This window comes from Halorubrum aidingense JCM 13560 (assembly GCF_000336995.1).
Lineage (GTDB): Archaea > Halobacteriota > Halobacteria > Halobacteriales > Haloferacaceae > Halorubrum > Halorubrum aidingense.
This window is the reverse complement of record NZ_AOJI01000019.1, coordinates 1-20,130: the sequence shown is the minus strand read 5'-3', so window position 1 is coordinate 20,130 and position 20,130 is coordinate 1. Positions and strand designations below refer to the sequence as shown.

Here is a 20,130-nt window from a genome sequence, read left to right as displayed (position 1 = left end):
GACCCCGGGTGCAAAACTCTTTACTCCCGATTGGGTCGGACCGGTAGGGACAAAAGTGGGGGACTCGCCGACGGTCGGCGGTCGGCCGCGCTACTCTTCGGTCTCGTAGTGGTCCCCGGCGGCGGAGGGGATCCGCGTCCGGCCGACGAACGCGAGCACGATGATGACGACGACGTACGGAATCGTCTCGACGAGCGAACTCGGAATGCCGTACCCGAGCTGCTGGAGGCGAGTCTGGAGCGCGTCGAGCGACGCGAACAGCGTCCCCGCGCCCAGCGCGCCGAGCGGGTTGTAGTTGCCGAACAGGTAGACGACGATGGCGATGAAGCCTTTCCCCTGCACCATCGTCTCGCCGGAGCCGCCGAACCGGCCGACGCCGAGCGCGAGCAGGCTGCCGCCCGCGCCGGCGAAGACGCCGGACAGAATCACGCCGGCGTGACGGATCTTCGAGACGGAGACGCCGACGGTATCGAGCGCGCGCGGGTTCTCCCCGGCCGCCTTCAGGTGGGTCCCGAACGCGGTGTGATCGAGGGTCCACCAGGCGACGACGGTGCCGACCGCCACGAGCGCCGCCGAGTACTGCCACCCGATGTTACCGACGCCCGGCGTGTTGACGGAGCCGAAAAAGACCGTCGAGAGGAACGGCGCGAGCCCCAACGCGATGAGCCACACGGCGAGCCCGGCGATGATCTGGTCGGCCTTGTACTCGATACAGACGACGCCGAAGACGAACGCGAGCAGCACGCTCGCGAGCACGCCGGCGAAGAAGCCGACGAACTGGGCGTTTCCGCCCGTGAGAATCCCGGCGTCGCCGAGCACGTACGCGACGTAGATCGACGTGAACGCCGAGATGATGAGCAGCCCTTCCAGTCCGATGTTGATGACGCCGGACTTCTCGGCGAAGATGCCGCCGAGCGCCGCCAGCACGATGGGCGCGGAGATACGGGCGGTCGCGGCGACCATCCCGCCGGTGAACACGGCCCCCGAGAGGTCGCCGGCGACGCTCTCCGGGAACAGCGCCCCGAACAGCGCGAGCAGCGCGAGCGAGCCGAACGTCATCACCACGACGTTGCGCACGTAGCCGTCGCCGAGGAACCGGTCGACGACCGGAATTTCGACGGCGGAAAGCGGATTACGCACTCGCCTCACCTCCGTCGTCGACGGCGGCGGTCCCACCGACGCCGTCACCGTCCTTTCCATCGCCGCCGCGCGTGGCTTCCGGCTCGTCCGGAACGAGTCGCTTTCCGATCAGCCGGAAGAACTCGGGCATGGCGACGAAGAGGATGATCAGTCCGCGCAACACGCCGACGAGTTCGGGCGGCACGTCCGTCTGGAAGCCCACCTGCAACGCGCCGCCTTTCAAGACGCCGAACAGCGCCGCGGCGGGAAGCACCCCGAGCGGGTTGTTCCCGGCGAGGATCGAGACGGTGATGCCGTCGAAGCCGAGGTCGGGGATCGATTCGACCCACCGCCCCTCCGACATCAGCACCCAGATGCTGCCGCCGATCCCGCCGAGCGCGCCGGAGAGCGTCATGGCGCGGACGGTGGTGAGCTTCGCGTTCACGCCGCTGTACTCGGCCGCGAGCGGTTGGATGCCGCTGACGCGGAGGTCGTACCCGAGCGACGTGTGCTCCAAGAACAGGTAGAGTCCCACCAGCGAGACGAGCCCGATCAGCAGCGCCGCCTCGGCGAAGTCGCCGGTGGGCGGGAACAGCCACGGACCGATCTGCGCGTACTCGGGGACGTCCGCGGTCGCGACGACGGAACTCCCCTCGGCGCGGAACACTTCCAACACGAGCACGTAGGCGACGTTCGCGGCGATGAAGTTCAACATGATCGTCGTGATAACCTCGTTGGCGTCCGCGTACGCTTTCAGCGCGCCGGGGATCGCTCCCCAGAGACCGCCGCCGACCGCGCCGGCGAGGACGCCGATCGCGATGAGTATCACGCCGCCGACCCGGTTCGCGGGGAACAGCGGTGCGAGCGCGACGACGACCAGCGCCGTCAGCAGCGCGCCGACGACGAGCTGCCCCTGCGTCCCGATGTTGAACAGACCGGCGCGGAACGCGACCGCGACGGAGAGCCCGGTGAACACGAGCAGCGTCGTCTCGCTCATCGTGAGCGCGAACGCGTTGTTGAACGGCGACCACCCGGGCATGAAGCCGAGCCACGGGAGCGTGATCGGGAGCCATTCGGGGTTGAGTATCCCCGGCTCCCACACGTAAAACGGTCCTCCGAGCGCGCCGTTGAACAGCACGAAGAACACCTCGAAGGGGTCGTAACAGAATCCAAGTCCGGTGATCGGCATCGTCCACGCCGCGGTGCTGCACTCGGCGACTCGCCCGGAGCCGAGCACGATGAAGAACCCGACGAGCACGGACAGCCCGAGCGCCGCGAACGCGATCAGGACGCGATCGATTCCGGAAATTCCGGCGAAGCGACGAAGCAGGGACTCGATGCGGGCCCGGACCGCGCCGGGGCGGCTTCGGCTCACGCCGACACCTCCTCGTCGGCGGCCGTCTCTGTCGGCCTCCCGTCGTCACCGACGCCGACGTGGTCGACGGTGTCGTCGTCCAGCGTCTCGCCGGCCATCAGCAGCCCGAGCTGCTCTTCGGTGACGGTCGTGGGGTCGACGACGCCGGTGAACTCGCCGTCGTGCATCACGGCCAGCCGGTCCGAGAGCGCCTGTACCTCGTCGAGCTTCGAGGAGACGAGCAGCACCGCCTTCCCCTCGGAGCGCAGCTCGGTGAGCCGGTCGTGGATGAACTCGGTCGACCCGATGTCGACGCCCCGCGTCGGGTGCGTCGCGACGACGAGATCGGGGTCGCGCTCGAACTCCCGCCCGACGATGAACTTCTGTTGGTTCCCGCCCGAGAAGGACTCCGCCGTCGCGTCGCGGTCCGGCGGTCGAACGTCGTACTGTTTGATCACCGACTCGGCGTGGGACGCAGCCCGGTCCCAATCGAGCCGCGGCCCGTCGGTGAACTCGTCGTCGTGCTGGCTGCCGAGCACCGCGTTCTGCGTCAGGTCGTACTCCATGACGAGCCCGCGCGCCTGTCGGTCCTCGGGGATGTACGCCATCCCGCGGTCGATGCGCTCGCGCCGGCTCACGTCGTCGAGGTCCTCGCCGTGAAACGAGACGGTCCCCGCGGTCGGCGTCCGCAACCCGGTGATCGACTCGATGAGCTGCGACTGTCCGTTGCCGTCGACGCCGGCGATGCCGAACACCTCGCCCTCGCGGACCTGCGCGGAGACGCCCGAAACCACTTCGACGCCCCGGTCGTCTTCGGCGACCAGTCCCTCGACGTCCAAGACGACGTCTCCCGGCGGCTCGGTCGCCGCACTCCGCTCCATCAGCACCTCGCGGCCGACCATCATCTCTGCGAGCTGCTCGCTAGTCACGTCGTCGGTGTCGACCGTCCCGACGTTCTTCCCGTTGCGGAGGACCGTAATCTCGTCGGCCGCGTGGGTCGCCTCGCTCAGCTTGTGCGAGATGAAGATGATCGTCTTTCCTTGATCGGTGAGCTCCTCGAACACGTCGTATAAGTCCTCGACCTCCTGCGGCGTGAGTACCGCCGTGGGCTCGTCGAGAATGAGAATATCGGCGCCCCGATACAGCGCCTTGAGGATCTCCACGCGCTGTTGAACGCCGACGGAGACGTCCTCGACGCGGGCGTCGGGGTCGACGTCGAAACCGTACCGGGCGCTCAGTTCGCGGACCGCCTCGCGGGCCGCGTCCTCGTCGACGCGGAGGCCGTACCACTCGGTCGGTTCGTTACCGAGCACGACGTTCTCCCAGATCCGCATCGGCTCGACCAGCATGAAGTGCTGATGAATCATGCCGACGCCGGCGTTGATGGCGTCGCGCGGCGAGTCGAACGACCGGGGCTCGCCGTCGATGACGACCCGCCCTTCCGTCGGACGATACAACCCGTACAACACGTTCATAAGCGTTGTTTTCCCGGCGCCGTTCTCACCCAGCAGGGCGTGAACGCTCCCGCGCTCGACCGCGAGGTCGACGTCGTCGTTGGCGACGACCCCCGGGAACCGCTTGGTGATTCCGTCTAAGTGCACCGCGGGGTTCATCTATCCGTTCCTCTCTGTGGCGCGTTCAAAAGTACGTTGGGTTCGCGATCGGGCCCGCGAGTTGTTGTATCGTTCATATGTCGGAGGGACGGCTACAGCGGGAGGGGCACGGCGCGTCTCAGGCGCGACTCCCGAGACGGGACCTGCAGATCAGACGTCGTCGGGGTCGGTGGGGACGTCGATGTTCCCGGCGATGATCTCGTCGCGGACCGAGTCGACCTCGTCTTTGACTTCCTGGGGGATGTCGTCGCCGATCGCGTTGCCGTAGACGCAGGAGACGCCCTCCTCTTCGAGACCGAGGAGGACCTGCGAGCCGCCCTCGAACTCGCCGTTCACGACGTTCTCGACCGACTCGTACACCGCCCTGTCGACGCGTTTCACCATCGACGCGAGGATGACGTCGTCGAAGTCGTCCTCGGTGAGCGACTGGTCGGAGTCGACGCCGATCGCGAACCGACCCTCGTCCTGTGCGGCCTGGAACACGCCGACCCCGCTCCCGCCGGCCGCGTGGTAGATGATGTCCACGTCGCTTCCGATCATCGACAGCGCCGCCTCCTGCCCGCCGCTCGGGTCGGTGAAGTCGCCGACGTAGCTCGTGCTGACCTCCACGTCCTCGCTCACGTACGCGGCGCCCGCCTCGTAGCCCGCCTGGAACTTGCGGATGAGCGGGGCGTCGACGCCGCCGACGAAGCCGATCCGAGACGCGTCGGTGTTGGTCTCTCCCGCGCCGGCACTGAACGACTGCTGGGTGAGCAGCGCGGCGAGCGCGCCGGTCAGGAACGAGCCCTCTTCCTCGCTGAACTGGTAGCTGGCGACGTTCGGCTCGTCGAGCTGGTCGTCGACCAGCAGGAAGTTCTGCTCGGGGAAATCGGGGGCGGTCTCGGTGAGCGCGTCGAGCTGCGCGAAGCCGATGGACGCGACGAGGTCGTAGTCGGGGTCGGTCGACTCGGCGTACAGCCGCTGGAACTGCGAGAACTCGCCGGCGTCGGCGGGCTGGGACTCGTCGTAGGAGACGTCGAAGTCCTCGGCCGCGTCGATGATACCGCGCTGTGCCGCGTCGTTGAACGACTCGTCGCCGAGGCCGCCGAGCGCGTACACCATCCCGACGTTGTATCCGTCGTCGGAGCTGCCGGACCCATCGGATCCGTCGTCGGAGCTACCGTCGTCGGAACTGCCGTCGTCGGAGCTACCGTCGTCGGAGCTACCGTCGTCGGAACTGCCCTCAGGGCCGCCAGTGCAACCCGCGAGTCCCGCGATACCGGTGATGCCGGCCGCTTGAATGAAGCGACGGCGGTCGAAGTCGGATGCCATAACGTTCCGAGGAGCGCGGCTCTGGGGCATAAAATCGTCGGTATCGCGCGTTTCGCTCGATGGTCCCCGCGTCAGGGCAGTCGACTCGGTATCGAGGACTCACGACCGTCGCGGTCGATTGATAAATAGTCACGCGGTCGTACAGCCACGCGGTCACACAGTCACGCGGTCGTACAGCCACGCGGTCACACAGTCACGCGGTCGTACAGCCACGCGGTCACACAGTCACGCAGTCACGCGGCTTCCGCGACCGCGTCCTCGACGATCCCCGCGACGTCGCCGACCAGCGCGTCGACGTCGTCGCTCTCGGCGTACACCCGGACGTACGGCTCGGTCCCGGAGGGACGCACCAGCGTCCACGACGCGTCCGCGAACTCGAGGCGGACGCCGTGGTCGGTGTCGACGGTCGCGTCCGAGAACGCCTCCGGGAGGGTCGTCGCCAACCGATCCATCACGTCCGCCTTGTCCTCGTCGGGGCAGTCGACGCTGACCTTCCGGTAGGGTCGCTCGGTGATCGGCTCGCGAAGCGACTCGAGCCCGACGTCCGCCACCAGCCGCGCGATCACGGCCGCGGAGACGACGCCGTCGATCCAGCCGCCGAAGGCGACGTGGATGTGCTTCCACGGCTCCGCGGCGAAGACGACGCTCGTGTCGGTGGTCTCGTCCGCCGCGGCGTCCGCCCGCACCGCCGCGATCCCCTCGTGGAGCGCGCCGAGTCGCACGCGCTCGACGCGACCGCCCGCCTCGCGGACGCGCTCGTCGATCCGACCGGAGGCGTTCGGGGTCGTCACGACGACCGGATCGTCGGCGTCGCTCTCGCGGGTGTACCGCTCGGCGAGGATCGCGAGCACGGTGTCCTCGTGGACGACCTCGCCGTCGGCGTCGACGATCACGATCCGGTCGGCGTCCCCGTCGTGGCCGATGGCGAAGGCGAACCCCTCGCTGTCCCCGTCGGCGCCCGGCCGCCCCGGCTCGGCGACGCCCTCGTTGGCGTCGGCGACGAACGCGCGGAGGTCCCGTAGCGTCTCCGGGGTCGGTTTGCTCCCGCGGCCGGGGAAGTGCCCGTCGACGTTCCCGTTGAGCGTGACGACCTCGGCGCCGAGCCGCCGGAGCACGGTCGGGGTCGCCGGCGCCGACATCCCGTTCCCGCAGTCGACCGCGATCCGGAGCCCGTCGAGGTCGGCGCCGAACCGCGCCGCGTACGCCGCCACGTCGTCGAGGTAGCCGCCGAGGGTGTCGACGCGCTCCGTGGTCGTCCACTCGTCCCACCCCGCCGCCGGCTGCTCGGCGGCGACCCGCTCCTCGACGGCGCGTTCGGCCTCGCGGTCGAACTCGCTGCCGTCGCGGAACAGTTTGATCCCGTTGTCGGCCGGTGGGTTGTGCGAGGCCGTGAGCATCACGCCGTACCGTCCCTGCGAGGCGTGCGCGAGCGCCGGTGTGGGGAGCTGTCCGGCCCGGCACACCCGCACGCCGCCGGACGCGAGACCGGCCTCCATCGCGGCCGCGAGCGCCGCCCCGCTGACGCGCCCGTCGCGGGCGAGTACGATCTCGGGTTCGCGCGCCGCGCCCCCCTCGCGTGTCCCGTCCGATTCGGTCGCCCGCATTTCCGCCGCGACGGCCCGCCCGACGGCGAGCGCCAGCTCCGGGGTGACCCGCTCCTCGACGCTGCCGCGGATCCCCGCGGTTCCGAACAAGTCCATACCCGTGGAGTCGCCGGCGAGTCGTTAGAAGCCGTCGGTTGCGGGCGGGGGCGAGGGACCGCGCCGTCGCTCGCGGACCGGGGAACGCGGGGTCGCTCGCGGGCCGATTTACGGGCCGACACGGGACGAGTCCCCGGCCGCGACGATTAAGAGCGCGGCGCCCGCATCGTCCCATCATGACCGACGAGACCCGCGCACACGTGTTCGTCTCCGGGCGCGTCCAGGGCGTCTACTACCGCGCGACGACCCGCGACACGGCACGCGAAAAGGGCGTCGACGGATGGGTTCGCAACCTCGACGACGGGCGCGTCGAGGCCGTCTTCGAGGGACCGGAAGCGACCGTCAGAGAGATGGTCGACTGGTGTGAGACCGGCAGCCGGGCGGCCGAGGTCGACGCCGTCGACGTCGAGTACGAGGAGTCGGAAGGACTGGACGGGTTCGAGGTACGGTGGTAGGTGCGGTCGGTCCCGGTTCTCTGCGACCGAATCAGGGCGCAACCGAGTAGAGCGCGACCGAGTCAGGTCGTGATCGGGTCGTCCGGCGGGTCCCGCACGTCGAGTTCCTCCAGCGCGCGTAACACGACGATCGCCTCCACCACGTCGCGCTCCTCGGTGTAGGGGTCGTCGACCGCGTCCAGCGTCGCCTCGGCCTCCGTTTCGAGCCGGGCCTCCAGTTCCGTCTGGTCCGTCTCCGCTTTCGTCGCCGACAGCAGCGCCTCGTGGTCCTCGCGGAGGTCGAGCGAGACGTGCGCCGCGTTACACCGCGAGAGGGGGTGCGTGTCCATCTCGATCGCGAGGTCGCTCACGAGGTCCCAGTCGTCGGCGCAGAACCGCAGCGTCACCGTCCCGACCACGTCGCGCCACGATATCGGGTCGCCGTTCTGCATGAGGGTGATCGCCCGCGGCGGCACGGCTATTCGGGTGTGGGTGTCGTCGCGGCCGCACAGACAACACGGGGTGTTCTTCAGTCCGGCGTACACGCCGAGTGGTACGGGTCGGAGGGGGGTGTCGCTTTCGGTGGGACCGGTCAGTTATCGCACTCAGCGAGCCACTCGTGGGCCCACGCGTCGATCTCCTCGAAGACGGGCGCGAGCGACTCGCCCTTGTCGGTGAGGCTGTAGTACGTCGCCACCGGCGAGTCCTCCTCCAGCCGGCGGTCGACGAAGCCGGTCTCTTGGAGGTCGTCGAGCACGCGCGAGAGCGTCCGGGCGTTCGCGTCGGTCTCGCGTTTGAGTTCGTTGAACCGCAGTTCGCCGTTCAACAGCTCGTGGAGGACGACGAGCCGCCACCGCGAGCCGATCTGTTCGAGCGAGTCGACGACGGGGCACGGCGTCTCCGGGGCCGAGACCGCGGCGTCGGCCGTTTCGTCTTGCGCCGCTGCGTCCGTTTCGGACTCTGAATCGGTCGGTGCCGCCGGATCCGTCTCGGCGAGTTCTTGCGAGGACATCGATGTTACCTGCTTACCCTTTTGTCCGGGAACCGATATATAGGTTACGTCCGTACATGTGGTTACACGATGTTAGCTGAATTCACGACGCTACCGCTACAGTTCGACACTCCCCTCGCGGACGAGCTCTTCCTGATCGGCCGGATCCTGTTCGGGGCCACGCTCGCGTTCACGGGGCTGAACCACTTCATGAGCGTCGACGAGATGGCCGGCTACGCGGAGTTCAAGGGCCTCCCCGCGCCGCGCTTCTCGGTGATCGCGTCCGGACTCGTGCTCGCGCTCGGCGGGCTCGGCGTCGTCGTCGGCGCCTATCCCGTGATCGCGGCCGGCGGCCTCGCCGTCTTCCTGCTCGTCTCCGCCGTGACGATGCACGACTTCTGGTCGATGGACGACCCGGAGGACCAGCAGAACGAGATGACGAGCTTCCTCAAGAACGTCTACGGCGCGGGCGCGGCGATCGCGCTGCTCGCCGTCGGCGGCACCGCGTGGCCGTACGCGCTGAACGTCGGGCTGTTCTGATCGGAGCGTCTCGGTCGCGCGTGCCGCGGTGAGCCGGCGGTCGATCCGCCTTTTATTGAACCTGGCGCCTGCTCTGCGCTCGCCAGTACCACTAACTGTGTCCGCGTCGACCGTCCAGACACCACGATGACCGACGCGCCACCGACCACCGGCCTCCACCACGTGACGAACATCTGTACCGACATGGACGAGACCGTCGCCTTCTACGAGGACGCGCTCGGTTGGTACACGGTCAAACGGACGCAGAACTACGACGACCCGGGGACGCCTCACTACTACTTCTCGTCCACGCCGACGGGCGAGCCCGGGACCACCGTCACCTACTTCGAGTACCCTGGCACGCAGGGCGCGCCGGGGCCGGGCGCGAGCCACCACTTCGCGTTCGGCGTCGACGACGAGGAGACGCTCCGCGAGTGGCAAGCGCACCTCCGCGAACACGACGTCCGCGTCTCCGAGATCAAAGACCGAACGTACTTCAAGAGCATCTACTTCAGCGACCCCGACGGGCTCGTCTTCGAACTGGCGACGGGCGGCCCGGGATTCACTCACGACGAGGAGGAGCCCGGCAGCGAGAAGATCGACCCGTTCGAGCGCGGCTACGAGGCCTGAACCCCTCACCGATCGGCCGTCGCTATTCGTCGGTTCTCCGTTGCTATTCGTCGGTCGTCCGTCGCTATTCGTCGGTCATCCGTCGCCACTCGTCCGTAGTCTCGTGTTCTCGTTCGACCAGCGCCGCGAACCGATCGAGCGCGCGCCGACACACGGGGACGTAGGCGGCCGCGACGATCGGCACCTCGACGACGACCCGACAGCGGTCCGGATCGCCGGCGTAGCGGTCGACGCGATGGCCGGTCGCCGGGATCCCCGCGACCCGCCAGTCCCACCGGCGGTCGGTGGCGCCGGTCACCCGAAAGGAGACCCACGCCCCGCCGACGCGGACCCGACCGGTGGTGCCCGTCTCGACGAAGCGGTCGTCGCTGGCGACGGCGTCGATGGCGGGGCTCCACTCGGGCCACGCGCGGGTGTCGCGCAGCGCCGCCGCGGCGACGGCCGGCGCGACCGCGACGTCGCGGCCGACCGCCAAGGTCGTTCCCTCGCGGACGACGCTACCCGCCCCGCCGCCGCTCCGAGCGCAGAATTCCCGACGATCGTTGGATTGTGAGCGCGTGAGTGACCGATAATTCACGGTCCGATCAACGCGCTCCCGCCGGATAAGCCGAAGTATATTAATACCTTATATGGTACAATGAGTCATTATCTCATTCCACGAAGGGTTAATACAGGGGTCGGCGCAACCCCGGAGCAAGATGGCAAGCGATCGCGACACCATGAAAGACGTCTCGCACACTGCACCGAACGACACATCCGTGAAAGCGGTCTGGCAACGAGGGCGAGGACGCCCCGTCGAGGAAGAAGAAGAAGAGGAATAGCGCCACCGCTCCGGTTCGTCTTTTTAAACGGTTCCGACCGCCGCCAGTTACACCGCTCCGTCGTCGCCGTCAGTACCGTCGGTCTCGTTCGACTCTTCCGGCGGCGCCCGCCCGAGCATCGCGCGGAGCGACGACAGCGCCTGTCGCCGGTCGGCGCCCTTTGACAGCGGGATCCCGGCGAACGACGCCGCCGGGTGCGTGGTCTCCGGACCGAGGTGGTCCATGTGGGCCGAGAGCCACGTGAACACCGCGACGAACGCCGTGAGCACGGCGAACGACGCCCACGACTCGACGGCCGTCAGGTTCGCGGCACCCACGACCACGCCCGCGATCACGTAGACGAAGGCGACGAAGATGAGCAGCACCGTCGCCGTCGCGAGCAGGTCGTTGACGGCGGTGACGCGGGCGTTGTAGTCGATCCACTCGGCGTAGCTCCGGAGCAGCCGCTCGTCGAACCCGGGATCGGCGCCGTCGTCGGTGTCCGCGGTCGCCGACTCGGTCCGTTCGCTCGCGATCACCGCGTCGATCGCCCTGATGTCTAGCCCGCCGCGGAGGTCCGAGGCGGTGTAGGTGACCGCGGCCAGCCCGGTCGACGCGAGCAGGAGGAGTCCGCCGACGACGGTGAACGGGTTGAGAAAGACGGCGAGGTCCAACTCCGTCTGAACGACGATGGAGCCGCCGGTGACGACGATCCCGATGAGAAGCAGGTTCGCTTTGAGGATCTCGATCGCCTTGTTGTCGATCTCGCGGAGTCGCTCGACTTGATAGTCGAACGTCGTCCGGAGCTCCTCGCGGGCCGTCGCGGCGACGGCGGGATCGATGGTCGCCTCCTCGACCGTCCGTTCGCCGTCGGCCGCCTGCCCGCCGCCGGTCGGTCGGTCGCCCTCGTCGCCGTCGGGGGCGCGGTCCGCCGGCGAGGCGTCCGCGGCCTCGGACGGCTCCCCTCGATCGCTCATGTGACATGGGTTCTCGAAGCGACGCCGTAAGGCTACCGTCGTCGTCGCCGACGAACGCCCGTTCGGCACGCCCGGCACGCGAGGACCTCCGGACGACGGTCGTTCTCGCTCGACAATCGTTCTCGCTCGACGGCCGCCACTGTCGGTCCGAGCCATTTTAAAACTCTCTCGCGACGTTCGGGTGTGAACGAATCGCACCCAGAGCCGGAGCCGTTCCGGTACGACGGCGTCGTCGGCCCGGGAGAGAAACGCCACCTTCGGTACGAGATCGGCGAGACGTACCTCGGAGACCCGATCGAGATGCCGGTGACGGTCATCAACGGTGAGGGCGGTGGCCCGACCGTGTTCCTCTCCGCGGGGATCCACGGCGACGAACTGAACGGCGTCAAGGTCGTCCAAGAGGTCGCCGACCGCTATTCGCCCGCTGACCTCCACGGGACGCTCGTCTGTCTCCACGTCTGTAACGTGCCCGCGTACGAGGCGCAGCGGCGCGACACGCCGATCTACGACCAGGACATGAACCGGTCGTTCCCGGGGAAGGAGCGCTCGAACACGACCGAGCGGATGGCGAACCGGATCTACCGGCGGTTCGTCTCGCAGTGCGACCTCGGACTCGACTTCCACACCTCGACGCGGAACCGAACGACGATCTACCACGCCCGCGCCGACCTCGACGACCCCGACGTCCGGCGGCTCGCCCGGGCGTTCGCGACGAACGTCGTGCTGTACGGCGCGGGCGATCAGGGCTCGCTCCGGTCGACGGCGACCGCGGACGGGATCCCGACGGTGACCGTCGAGATGGGACGCGCCCATCGGTTTCAGCCGGTGCTCGTCGAGAAGGCGCTGGAGGGCGTCGAGAGCGTGCTCGCGGAGTACGAACTCACCCCCGGCGAGGCGGTCCACTGGCCCGGCTGGTTTCAGTCCACCTCCGCCGACAGCACGAAGCGCTGGCTCCGGGCCGACACCGGCGGGCTCGTCGAGATGGAGTGGGGACCGTACCCGCTCGTCTACGAGGACGAGACGATCTGCACGATCACGAACCACTTCAAGACGGAGGAGCACACGGTCGCCGCCCCGTTCGACGGGCTGATCCTCGGCTCGCTGGAGAACCCCGTCGCCGCGCCGGGCCATCCGCTGTGTCACATCGTCCAACTCGACGGGGAGACGCGCCGAGAGATCGAACGCGAGATCACCGCCGGCGAGTTCGACGGGTACCGCGCCCACGGCGACGCCTGGGCCGACGACTGACGGCCGAACCGACCGCGCGGGACCCCGTCCCGCGTTCTCGCCGCTGATAGCCGCGGGGGTGAGTTTAACCCGGCACCGGGTCGATCGCGAACCATGATCGAGGTGGCGGGGTTACGGAAGACGTACGGCGACTTCGCGGCCGTCGTCGACAGCAGTTTCTCCGTCGACGAGGGGGAGGTGTTCGGGATCGTCGGCCCGAACGGCGCCGGCAAGACGACGACGCTGAAGGTGCTCGCCGGCCTCGTCGACCCCACCGACGGCGACGTCGAGGTCGCCGGCTTCCGCTCCGACGACCCGGAGATGCGCCGCCGACTGGGGTTTCTCCCCGAGGAGTCGCCGCTCTACGAGGAGATGACGCCGCGGTCGTACCTGCGGTTTTTCGCGGACCTGTACGACGTGCCCGGCGACGTCGCCGACGAACGGATCGCGGCCGCGCTCGACCGGCTCGAACTCGACCACCGCGAGCGGCGGCTCGGTGACATGTCGAAGGGAATGAAACGCAAGGTCGCGATCGCCCGGTCGCTGGTCAACGACCCGGACGTCCTCGTGTACGACGAGCCGGCCTCCGGGCTCGACCCGGTGACGACGAACTCCGTGCTGGCGTTCACCCGCGAGCTTCGCGCGACGGGCAAAACGGTGGTCTTCTCCGCGCACAACCTCTACCACGTCGAGTCCGTCTGCGACCGCGTCGTGGTGATGAACGAGGGGCGGATCGTCGCCCGCGGGAGCGTCGACGGGATCCGCGAGCGACACGGCGAGACGACCTACCACGTGTACACCGACGTGGCGCCGTCGCGGGTCGACCAACCGACCGGCCCGCTGAGCGACGTCGACGCCACCACCGAGGCGGTCGGCGACCGCTTCCGGACGACCGTTCCGGACATGGACGCAGTCGAGGCCGTCCGAGAGGCCGTCGCCGCGGCCGGCGGAGAGGTCGTCGACATTCGCACCCGCGAGCCGAGCCTCGAAGACGTGTTCTTGGACATCGTCGGCCGACCGATGCCGGGCCGGTACGCGGGTGACGCCGCGGCGGAGGGGCCCGAGTGATCGACCGCCTCCGGAGGATCCTCCGGGTCGCCCGCTGGGAGACCGCCCGCGCGGGCGGCGGGGTCGACCGACGCACCCTGCTCGCGGCGCTCGCGCTGCTCTCCGTCGCCGGGGTCGTGCTCGGTGGCGGGCTCGCGGCGGGCGTCGTCGGGATCGACGTCGACCGCGACGTGTACCGCGTCGGCGTCGACCCCGGCTCGCCGTACGCGGACGCGGTCGAGGCCGAGCCCTCCCTGACGCCGGTTTCGGCCGACCGCGCGACGCTGGGCGAGACCGCGGACCTCGTCGTCCTCGACGCCGAGCGCGGCGGCGCCGACCGCGAGGTGGCGGTGATCGCGAGCGACACCCGGAAAGGCGAGGCCGCGGCCGCCGAGTTCCGCGCGGCCGTCGAGGCGCACAACGAACGCCTGATGGCGACGGAGGAGAACGCGACCGCCGCGTTCCCGGTCACGGTCAGCCTGCGATACGCGAGTCGGACGACCCCGCTCGACGACGGCGCGACGCTCGGCGGGGCCGACGGGGGCGGGGGCGGTGGCGGATCGAGCGGCGGAAGCGACGGGGACGAGGCCACCGGTGACGGAAGCGGCGAAGGGGGCGACACCGGCGACACCGGCGGCACCGGGACGAGAGATAGCACCGGCACCGGCGACAGCGCCGGACAGGAGGACTCCGGGCTGGCGGTCCCGTCTATCGGCGGCGGGGCCTTCGGCGCCGGTACGGTCGGCACGCCCGGAGCGATCGCGCCCCCGTTCCCGTTCGCCTCGCTGCTGCTCGCGTTCGCCTTCCTCGTTCCGATGAACTTCCTGATCCAGGCGTACGGCTCCTCGGTCCTCGACGAGCGGACGAACCGACGGGGAGAGCCGCTCCTCGTCACGCCGCTGTCGCCCGCCGAGATCGTCGCGGGGAAGACGCTGCCGTACGTCGCGGCGGCGGTCCTCGTCACCGCGGCGATCGCGGTCGCCGTCGGGGGTGGGGTCCTCTCGGTGGTCGCCGTGCTGCCGATCGCGGCGACGTTCCTCGCGGCGACGTTCGTCGGCGCGATGTTCGCGCGGTCGTTCAAGGAGCTCACCTTCGTCACGGTCGGCGTGAGCGTCTTCCTCACGACGTACGCGTTCGTCCCCGCGATCTTCACGAACGTCACGCCGGTCGCGCTGGTGTCGCCGCTGACGCTCGTCGTCTTCGACCTCCAGGACGAGGCGGTCTCGCTCGGCGAGGCGCTCTTTTCGACGACGCCGATGGCGCTCGGCGCCGCGCTCCTGTACGGGCTCGGGATCGGCGTCTACCGCGAGGAGGACCTGTTCACCCAGAAGCCGGTCGCGCGGAAGTTCCTCGACGCGCTCGCGGTGCGGCTCTCGGCGGTCGAACCCGACTCTCTCGGGGCGATCGCCTCCCGCGACCGCCTCCGACCGCTCGCGTCGGTCGCGCTGCTCACCGCCTGTACGATCCCGTTCGTGTTCGTCGCGGAGCTGCTCGCGGTCGCGGTGCTGTTCGCGCTCCCGGTGACGGTGTCGATCCCCGTGCTGCTCGTGGTCATCGCGTTCATCGAGGAGCTCGCCAAGAGCGTGCACCTCTACGCCGGCTTCGAGCGGGGCGTCTTCGCCCGGACCGATCGAGTCGCCGTCGCGGTCGGACTCGCCTCCGGCGCCGGCTTCTTCCTCGCGGAGAAGGCCACCGCGGTCGTGCAGGCCGTGGGGCTCACGGAGCTGTACGTGGGCCGCGCCGCGTTCGGGAGCGTCGCCGGGGTGGAGGGGCTCCCGGTGGGGGTGTTGGTGGCGCTGCTTTTCGCGCCCCTCCTCTTACACGGAGTCGCGACGACCGTGGCCGCGATGGGCGCGAGTCGGGGTCGGACGCGCTACGCGCTGGCGCTGGCGCTGGCGGCGCTGATCCACGCCGCGTACAACTTCGCGGTGGTGAGCGTCCATGGGTAGCGCGGACAGTCGGTTGACGATCGCCGGGCGAGAGCTGGCGGGGCTGCGCGCGGAGAAGACGATCCTGCTCGCGGTCGCGATCCAGCTGTTCATCGCCGCGTTCTCGTCGTTCCTGGTCGTGGGGCTCGTCTCGATGTACGACCCCGGCGCGCTCGACGGCGCGGAGGTCGAAGTCGCGGCCGCGGGCGATGCCGTGACCGATCTCGAACGCGCGGCCGACGAGGTGTCCGGCGCCTCGGTCACGCGATACGAGAACGCCGGCGCGGCGCGGCTCGCCTTCGAGCGCAACGCCGCCGACGCGGTGGTGATCGCGACCCGAGACGACGGCGGCGGGGTCGACGTGCACGTCACGGCCCCCGACACGACCGTCGAGACGACGGTGATCGTCGTCCAACTGCGCGACCTCCTCCGGACCTACGAGGTGAACGAGCGCGCGCAACGGGCCGAGTTCCTGACGGAATCGCCGCTGCCGCTGCCGGACCGCACCGGGTCGAGCCCGTACTTCACGTTCACGTACACCGTGTTGATCCCGGTGCTCGTCTTCCTGCCCGTGTTCATCTCGGGGTCGCTCGTCGTCGACTCGATCACGGAGGAGATAGATCGGGGGACGCTCGAACTGCTCCGGGTCGCGCCCGTCACGCTCGGCGAGATCGTCGACGGCAAGGCGCTCGCCGCGGTCTCGATCGCGCCCGGACAGGCCCTGCTGTGGCTACTGTTGCTCAGGGCGAACGGGACGCCGGTCGCCAACGTCCCCGCAATTCTCGTCCTCATGACCGCGCTGACGACGCTCGTCGTCGCGCTCGCGGTCGCCATCTCGGCGCTCGCGCCCGACCGGCGGGCCGCCCAGTTCCTCTACTCGATCGGGGTGCTCGTCCTGTTCGGCGGCGCCACCGCGATGGCCGGCGGCCCGGCGAACGCGGTCGCGCGTCTCGCGATCGACAGCGCAGACGCGGCGACCACCGCGCTCGTCGTCGCGTACGTCGCGATCGCCGCGGTCGCGTACGTCGGCGTCCGGCGACTCGTCGCGGAGAACGGGTTCGAGGGGTGAGGCCCGCCCCCGTCGGCGAGCCAGTCGTCGATCCCCGCCGACGATCACCGAAACCGACGATCACCGAAACCGACCGCCGATCCCCCGAAGCCGCTGCGCGGTCGGCAGGCTCCAGCCGTACGCGACCGCGAGCAGTCGGGTGCCGACCGTCACCGCCGCACAGACCGCGGCGGCGATACCACCGGGAGCGCCCGCGAGACCCGCGAGCCAGTAGGCGCTCCCGCCCAACACCGCACAGCTCGCGTAGAAGTCGTCGAAGAGGATGAACGGTGCCCGGTCGAGGAGGATGTCCGCGAAGGCACCGCCGCCGACGGCGTTGATCGTCGCGATGGCGACGACGCCGACCGCCGAGACGCCGGCGTCGGTCGCGACGATGGCGCCCGTGGTCGCGAACGCGGCGAGGCCGACGGCGTCGGCGACGAGCGTGAGCGGGTGGGTGTCGGGCGCCGCGAGGACGACCCGCAACGCGATCGCCAGCCCGACGCCGATCAGGCCGAGCGCGATCTCAATCGGCGACAGGAGGACGAGCGGGACCCGGTTCACGAGCAGGTCCCGCGTCACCCCGCCCGCGAACGCCATCGCCAGCCCCACGACGGCGACGCCGAACACGTCGAACTCCTCGCGTATCGCCTTCGTCGATCCGACCAGCGCGAACGCGACCAGTCCGACGGTGTTCATCACGGCGAACGGGTCGCCGAACAGCGCTGCGAGAGGGCCTTGCGTCACTGGTCGCGAATACGCGTATCCACCTCTTGAGGGTGGGTGATCTCCCTCGCAAGCGCGCGGCTCGCCGCGCCCACGCTCGACTCGATCAGAACTCAGAACGCGCCCAGACTCGACTGTAACTCCCGTTCGGGCACCTCGTCGGTGAGCTCGTAGCCGACCAGATCGCGGGCGTCGACGGCGTACGTCGATCCGCCACGATCGAGCACCAGCACCCGGCCCTTCCAGCCGCGAACCGTTCCGGCCGCCATCGTCTCTGCGACCGGGCGCTCGTCGAGGTCGAGCCCGTAGTCGAACGCGAACCGCTCGATCGGATCGAACCGATCCAGCAGCGCCTCCCACGCCGGCGCGTCGACTCTGCGGCCGAAGCCGTCGAGTTTCGTCGGGACGCGTACCCGGTCGACGAGGTCGCCGCCGGCGGCCAGTTCGGCCTCGATCCGCCGGGCGACCCGCCCGTCCGGCACGGTCCGGATGTGCGCCGCGCGGTCCGCGCCCTGCTCGCGGAGCCGCGTCTCCAGCCGCCACAGCCGCGTCACGCCGACTTTCAACACGTCGGGGGCGAAGGCGGCGAGGTAGATCGCGTGCTCCTCGTGGCAATCCATCTCGTCTTTCAGACAGGTCCCCGTACACCGCGCGCACACCCAGACGCTCCCGTGAGCGTCGCAGTAGGGCGCGTCGGCGGCGTCGCAGGCGATGTGATCGCCGTCGTGGACCGTTCCCGCACAGCGGCGGTCGCCGAGTCCGAAGGCGAGCTCCGCGCCGGCCCCGGCGTCGACGAACTCGACCGCGCCGCCGCTGGCGACGTAGAGTCCCTCGCCGGATTCGTAGCCCACGACCTGCACGCGATCCCGTAGGGGTAGCGGCGACTTATGCGCTCCGTCGGCGGGTTCGCCGCGGTTTTTAAGCCGTCTCGCGTGCGACTCGGACGCATGATCGACGCGACCCTCGCGACCGCCGAGCGCGAGGCCGGGTTCGACCTCGCGCTCGCCGTCACGAACGGGGGTGACGAACCGGTCACGCTCCGGTTTCGGACCGGTCAGCGCGCCGACTTCGCCGCCTACGAAGTGGGTGATGACGCCGTCGGCGAAGCGAGCGACGACGGCGACGAAATGAGCGGCGCCGGTGACGCGGCCGTCCCCGAGACGGACCCCGTCTGGCGACACGGCGCGGGCCGGCTGTTCACCCAAGCGCTCGACAGCGAGACGCTGGCCCCCGGTGAATCGGCGACCTACGAGGGGACGTGGCGCGACCCGCCGCCCGGGGTCTATCTGATCGTCGGCACGCTGACGGCCGAGGAGTCGGAGGCGACCGCGACGGCGACCCTCGCGATCGAGTGAGTCGTTAGCTGTGGGTCGGTAGTGTGAGTCGACGGCGCCGTCGGTGGCGCGTCTCGCTCGACCTACTCCGGGGCGCCGTGAACCGCTCGTTCGACCGCCGCTTCGAGTCGCTCTCGCGTCCGGTGGCTCGCCTCGGCGTCGGTCCGCACCTCGATCAGGTGCGACCCGTCGGCGTCGCGAGCGCGCGCGTACGCCGCCTCGATATCCTCGGCGATCGCGTCGGGCGTTCGGCCCTCGTCGCCCGGTCCTCCGGTCTCTTCCGGTCGCGCGTCGGTCCGGGCGTCGATCCGGGCGTACGCCAGCCCGTGCAGGTCCGACATCGGCTCGAACTCGATGCCGTGCGGCGTTTTGAAGGACGTCGTGAACTCCGGCTCGAACGACTCGATCGGGAGCGCGTGGAAGATCCCGCCGCCGTCGTTGTTTATCAACACGACCGTCACGTCGACGCCGCAGCGGTCGATCGCGAGCAGCCCGTTCGTGTCGTGGTACAGCGCCAGGTCGCCGACGACGAGCGTGAGGTCGTCGGTCGTCGCGGAGCCGGCCCCGAGCGCGCTGGAGACGATGCCGTCGATCCCGGAGACGCCGCGGTTGCCGAGCGCCGTGACGCTCGTCGTCGTCGGGCCGACGAACCGGTCGAGGTCGCGGACCGGCATCGAGTTGGAGACGAACAGCGTCGCCGGGTCCGGGAGCGCGTCGGCGACCGCGCGGAGGGCGTTGCCCTCGTGGAACGGCGCGGGATCGGACGAGTCGGCAAGCGCGTCGGCCTCGCGGCGGTGGATTCCCCGAGCGACCCGCTCGGCGTCCTCCCACTGCGCGCGCCAGTCCGGAGCGCCCCCGCCGCCGGCGACGAGTCGGGAGAGGCGAGCGCAGAGGCGGCTCGGCTCGGCCACGACGAGGTCGGTCGCGGCGAACTCCGCCTCGCGCCACCGGCCCGTCGGGTCGACCTGGTACTGGTCGGCGCCCGTCCCGGCGAGGTACTTCCGCAGGTTCTTCGAGGTCGGCGACGCGCCGAGTCGGAGGACGACGTCCGGATCGTCCCACTCGAGCGCCGAGCCGGACTCTCCATCGACCTCGCCGCCCGCCTCCCCGTCACCAGCGACCTCGCCCGAGAGATACGCGTCGTACGCCCCGAGAACGGGGGCGACGCGCGTGTGGCCGCCGTAGCGAACGCCGGAGAGCGGGTCCGCGACGACGGGGAAGCCCGTCGCGTGCGACAGCGCCGTGATCGCCTCGGCGTCGAGCCCGGGCGGGTCCGCGGGACCGGCGACGATCAGCCCGCGGTCCGCCCCCGACAGCTCGTTCGCGAGCAGCCGGAGCCTGTCTCTTATACACATCTCTGAGCGGGCTGGCA

Annotated in this window: 20 protein-coding genes and 1 pseudogene; 9 read left to right on the top strand and 12 right to left on the bottom strand. The window is 69.8% G+C overall.

Annotation, left to right across the window (positions count from 1 at the left end; genetic code table 11):
- Nucleotides 1-90: 90 nt before the first annotated feature.
- The 5 genes from C461_RS06040 to C461_RS06020 form a co-directional block, all read right to left on the bottom strand.
- Entirely contained in the window at nt 91-1,140 is a 1,050-nt protein-coding gene (locus tag C461_RS06040) for an ABC transporter permease (protein ID WP_007999558.1), read from the bottom strand.
- Complete coding sequence (locus tag C461_RS06035) at nt 1,133-2,494, bottom strand: ABC transporter permease (protein ID WP_007999557.1); 1,362 nt, start codon at nt 2,492-2,494, stop codon at nt 1,133-1,135. Before C461_RS06035 ends, C461_RS06040 begins: the two co-directional genes overlap by 8 nt.
- Nucleotides 2,491-4,086, bottom strand: coding sequence for an ABC transporter ATP-binding protein (locus C461_RS06030; RefSeq protein WP_007999556.1), 1,596 nt, complete (start codon nt 4,084-4,086; stop codon nt 2,491-2,493). The genes C461_RS06035 and C461_RS06030 overlap by 4 nt, the downstream gene beginning before the upstream one ends.
- Nucleotides 4,087-4,236: 150 nt before the next feature.
- Nucleotides 4,237-5,397, bottom strand: a complete 1,161-nt coding sequence (locus tag C461_RS06025) for a BMP family lipoprotein (RefSeq protein ID WP_007999555.1) — start codon at nt 5,395-5,397, stop codon at nt 4,237-4,239.
- 233 nt (nt 5,398-5,630) lie between these two features.
- On the bottom strand, nt 5,631-7,097 hold the full coding sequence (locus tag C461_RS06020; protein ID WP_007999553.1) for a phosphoglucomutase/phosphomannomutase alpha/beta/alpha domain I: 1,467 nt from the start codon (nt 7,095-7,097) through the stop codon (nt 5,631-5,633).
- 176 nt (nt 7,098-7,273) lie between these two features.
- On the opposite strand from C461_RS06020, the gene C461_RS06015 reads away from it, so the two are divergent.
- The gene (locus C461_RS06015; RefSeq protein ID WP_007999551.1) at nt 7,274-7,552 is read left to right on the top strand and encodes an acylphosphatase; all 279 of its coding nucleotides are present in this window, start codon (nt 7,274-7,276) and stop codon (nt 7,550-7,552) included.
- Nucleotides 7,553-7,614: 62 nt separating this feature from the next.
- On the opposite strand, the gene C461_RS06010 is transcribed toward C461_RS06015, so the two are convergent.
- Nucleotides 7,615-8,076, bottom strand: a complete 462-nt coding sequence (locus C461_RS06010) for a hypothetical protein (RefSeq protein WP_049906379.1) — start codon at nt 8,074-8,076, stop codon at nt 7,615-7,617.
- Nucleotides 8,077-8,123: 47 nt separating this feature from the next.
- Nucleotides 8,124-8,543, bottom strand: a complete 420-nt coding sequence (locus C461_RS06005) for a winged helix-turn-helix transcriptional regulator (protein ID WP_007999547.1) — start codon at nt 8,541-8,543, stop codon at nt 8,124-8,126.
- A gap of 69 nt (nt 8,544-8,612) precedes the next feature.
- Between C461_RS06005 and C461_RS06000 the strand changes: the two genes are divergently transcribed.
- Together C461_RS06000 and C461_RS05995 are read left to right on the top strand one after the other, a co-directional pair.
- On the top strand, nt 8,613-9,062 hold the full coding sequence (locus C461_RS06000; RefSeq protein WP_007999545.1) for a DoxX family protein: 450 nt from the start codon (nt 8,613-8,615) through the stop codon (nt 9,060-9,062).
- A 126-nt stretch (nt 9,063-9,188) separates the two neighbouring features.
- Nucleotides 9,189-9,671, top strand: a complete 483-nt coding sequence (locus tag C461_RS05995) for a VOC family protein (protein WP_007999543.1) — start codon at nt 9,189-9,191, stop codon at nt 9,669-9,671.
- A gap of 64 nt (nt 9,672-9,735) precedes the next feature.
- Here C461_RS05995 and C461_RS05990 read toward each other — a convergent pair whose 3' ends face one another.
- Complete coding sequence (locus C461_RS05990) at nt 9,736-10,146, bottom strand: SRPBCC family protein (RefSeq protein WP_007999541.1); 411 nt, start codon at nt 10,144-10,146, stop codon at nt 9,736-9,738.
- Nucleotides 10,147-10,369: 223 nt separating this feature from the next.
- On the opposite strand from C461_RS05990, the gene C461_RS16170 reads away from it, so the two are divergent.
- Nucleotides 10,370-10,492: a hypothetical protein gene (locus tag C461_RS16170; protein WP_275039109.1), complete on the top strand. Its 123-nt coding sequence runs from the start codon at nt 10,370-10,372 to the stop codon at nt 10,490-10,492.
- Between the two features lie 47 nt (nt 10,493-10,539).
- Here C461_RS16170 and C461_RS05985 read toward each other — a convergent pair whose 3' ends face one another.
- Nucleotides 10,540-11,448 carry a hypothetical protein gene (locus C461_RS05985; protein WP_007999537.1) on the bottom strand — a complete coding sequence of 303 codons (909 nt, stop codon included), beginning with the start codon at nt 11,446-11,448 and terminating at the stop codon, nt 10,540-10,542.
- A 183-nt stretch (nt 11,449-11,631) separates the two neighbouring features.
- On the opposite strand from C461_RS05985, the gene C461_RS05980 reads away from it, so the two are divergent.
- The 4 genes from C461_RS05980 to C461_RS05965 all read left to right on the top strand — a co-directional run bounded on the left by C461_RS05980 (nt 11,632) and on the right by C461_RS05965 (nt 16,719).
- Entirely contained in the window at nt 11,632-12,696 is a 1,065-nt protein-coding gene (locus C461_RS05980) for a succinylglutamate desuccinylase/aspartoacylase family protein (RefSeq protein WP_007999536.1), read from the top strand.
- Nucleotides 12,697-12,789: 93 nt separating this feature from the next.
- Nucleotides 12,790-13,743 (top strand): ABC transporter ATP-binding protein, encoded by a 954-nt coding sequence (locus tag C461_RS05975; RefSeq protein WP_007999534.1) that lies wholly within the window; start codon nt 12,790-12,792, stop codon nt 13,741-13,743.
- Nucleotides 13,740-15,671, top strand: a complete 1,932-nt coding sequence (locus C461_RS05970) for an ABC transporter permease (RefSeq protein ID WP_007999532.1) — start codon at nt 13,740-13,742, stop codon at nt 15,669-15,671. Before C461_RS05975 ends, C461_RS05970 begins: the two co-directional genes overlap by 4 nt.
- Nucleotides 15,664-16,719, top strand: coding sequence for an ABC transporter permease (locus C461_RS05965; protein ID WP_007999530.1), 1,056 nt, complete (start codon nt 15,664-15,666; stop codon nt 16,717-16,719). Before C461_RS05970 ends, C461_RS05965 begins: the two co-directional genes overlap by 8 nt.
- A 60-nt stretch (nt 16,720-16,779) precedes the next feature.
- Here C461_RS05965 and C461_RS05960 read toward each other — a convergent pair whose 3' ends face one another.
- Both C461_RS05960 and C461_RS05955 read right to left on the bottom strand, forming a co-directional pair.
- Nucleotides 16,780-17,445 carry a trimeric intracellular cation channel family protein gene (locus C461_RS05960; protein ID WP_007999528.1) on the bottom strand — a complete coding sequence of 222 codons (666 nt, stop codon included), beginning with the start codon at nt 17,443-17,445 and terminating at the stop codon, nt 16,780-16,782.
- Nucleotides 17,446-17,537: 92 nt separating this feature from the next.
- Nucleotides 17,538-18,284 carry a DUF2797 domain-containing protein gene (locus C461_RS05955; protein ID WP_007999526.1) on the bottom strand — a complete coding sequence of 249 codons (747 nt, stop codon included), beginning with the start codon at nt 18,282-18,284 and terminating at the stop codon, nt 17,538-17,540.
- An 87-nt stretch (nt 18,285-18,371) separates the two neighbouring features.
- On the opposite strand from C461_RS05955, the gene C461_RS05950 reads away from it, so the two are divergent.
- Nucleotides 18,372-18,779, top strand: a complete 408-nt coding sequence (locus C461_RS05950; RefSeq protein WP_049906378.1) for a BsuPI-related putative proteinase inhibitor — start codon at nt 18,372-18,374, stop codon at nt 18,777-18,779.
- 62 nt (nt 18,780-18,841) lie between these two features.
- Here C461_RS05950 and C461_RS05945 read toward each other — a convergent pair.
- A pseudogene (locus tag C461_RS05945) lies at nt 18,842-20,130 on the bottom strand (2-succinyl-5-enolpyruvyl-6-hydroxy-3-cyclohexene-1-carboxylic-acid synthase); the annotation flags it as partial.